Annotated in this window: 4 protein-coding genes; all 4 read left to right on the top strand. The window is 36.7% G+C overall.

Annotated features, from left to right (window positions below; translation table 11 throughout):
• The first annotated feature begins 28 nt into the window (after positions 1-28).
• The 4 genes from RV04_RS13615 to RV04_RS12905 all read left to right on the top strand — a co-directional run bounded on the left by RV04_RS13615 (position 29) and on the right by RV04_RS12905 (position 1,082).
• The gene (locus RV04_RS13615; protein WP_245791106.1) at positions 29-427 is read left to right on the top strand and encodes a hypothetical protein; all 399 of its coding nucleotides are present in this window, start codon (positions 29-31) and stop codon (positions 425-427) included.
• Position 428: 1 nt separating this feature from the next.
• Complete coding sequence (locus tag RV04_RS12915; RefSeq protein ID WP_071858860.1) at positions 429-557, top strand: XkdX family protein; 129 nt, start codon at positions 429-431, stop codon at positions 555-557.
• Between the two features lie 63 nt (positions 558-620).
• Positions 621-863 (top strand): hemolysin XhlA family protein, encoded by a 243-nt coding sequence (locus RV04_RS12910; RefSeq protein ID WP_071858859.1) that lies wholly within the window; start codon positions 621-623, stop codon positions 861-863.
• Between the two features lie 12 nt (positions 864-875).
• Entirely contained in the window at positions 876-1,082 is a 207-nt protein-coding gene (locus tag RV04_RS12905; RefSeq protein ID WP_071858858.1) for a phage holin, read from the top strand.
• The last annotated feature ends 44 nt before the right edge of the window (positions 1,083-1,126 follow it).

Below are 1,126 nucleotides of genomic sequence, written 5' to 3'. Positions count from 1 at the left end.
GTATCCGTTCGGGTGCAAGACAGTAGAAGTGGCAGAGGATTTTGAAACAAAGTTTCCGTATACGGAAGTAGAACCTGACGCAACACGAGATCTAATGTTGCAGTTCTTTGACGTTAAATCAAACGTGTGGAAGCCAGTTGAATTTATGGCTAACACTGAAAAGCTAGCTTTACTAGAAAGTTTCTACACGACAGTCAAAGCAGATAATGCAGCGTTAACTGAAAAACAAACACAAATGTCTCAACTAAATGCGAAGCTAATGCTGAATGATTTGAATTTAACTGCTGAAAATGCAGCGTTAAAAACAAAAGCTGATAGCTTAGCTCAAATTAATTCAAAAACGATGCTAGCGTCAGTCCAAAACAGCAAAGATATTGCTGAAATCAAAGCTCAATTAACTACTGAAAACGAAGAAGGAGGAAAATAATATGTTTAATTTTGACGATGTAAAAATGATGTTTGACTGGGGTTGTTTCACTGAGGACGAGGTAAAACAATTCGTACCTACTTGTATCACTGAAGAAGAAGCAAATCAGATCATTGGTAAAGCTGAATAAGCTTTATTTTTTTAGCCTCGTTTTCGGACGGGGCTTCTTTAATTATTGGAAGGTGGCGAAATTTTGAAAGATGAAGCGGTGCAAGATGTGGTTGAAAGATTGGTTCGTATTGAAACCAAACTAGATAATTATGAGTCATTAAGAGAAAAAGCAGATGCTGCAAAAGATTTAGCGGATCACGCTTATTCGTTAGCAGTCACTAATGCAGATGATATCAAAGAAATGAAAGCAAATAATAAGTGGTCATGGGGGTACATGATCGGTTTAGGCATCACAATTATTGGCTATTTTTTAACAAAACTATAAGGAGGTTTATAGATGGTTTTACCTGATAAATACTACACGTTAATCAAATGGATTGTTCTTACAGTATTGCCAGCAAGTTCCGTTTTAGTTGGGATGCTCGGCAAAGCATATGGATGGAATGGCACAGATATGGCCGTTTTGACTATCAATGCTATCGCAACATTTTTTGGCGTTATCACTGGTGTTTCTGCATTCAATTTAAAAAATAAGGAGGACTAGAATGAAAAAGAAATTAATTGCTGGAGCTCTCGTAGCTCTTTTTT

The sequence above is a fragment of the Enterococcus hermanniensis genome (assembly GCF_001885945.1).
Classification (GTDB): Bacteria; Bacillota; Bacilli; order Lactobacillales; family Enterococcaceae; genus Enterococcus_A; species Enterococcus_A hermanniensis.
Note: the sequence above shows the minus strand (reverse complement) of the source record. Positions and strands in the feature narration are given on the sequence as shown.

Bases quoted from the DNA above. Each gene is read 5' to 3' on its own strand.
- RV04_RS12915 (WP_071858860.1), top strand. From the start codon at position 429: ATGTTTAATTTTGACGATGTAAAAATGATGTTTGACTGGGGTTGTTTC.
- RV04_RS12905 (WP_071858858.1), top strand. From the start codon at position 876: ATGGTTTTACCTGATAAATACTACACGTTAATCAAATGGATTGTTCTT.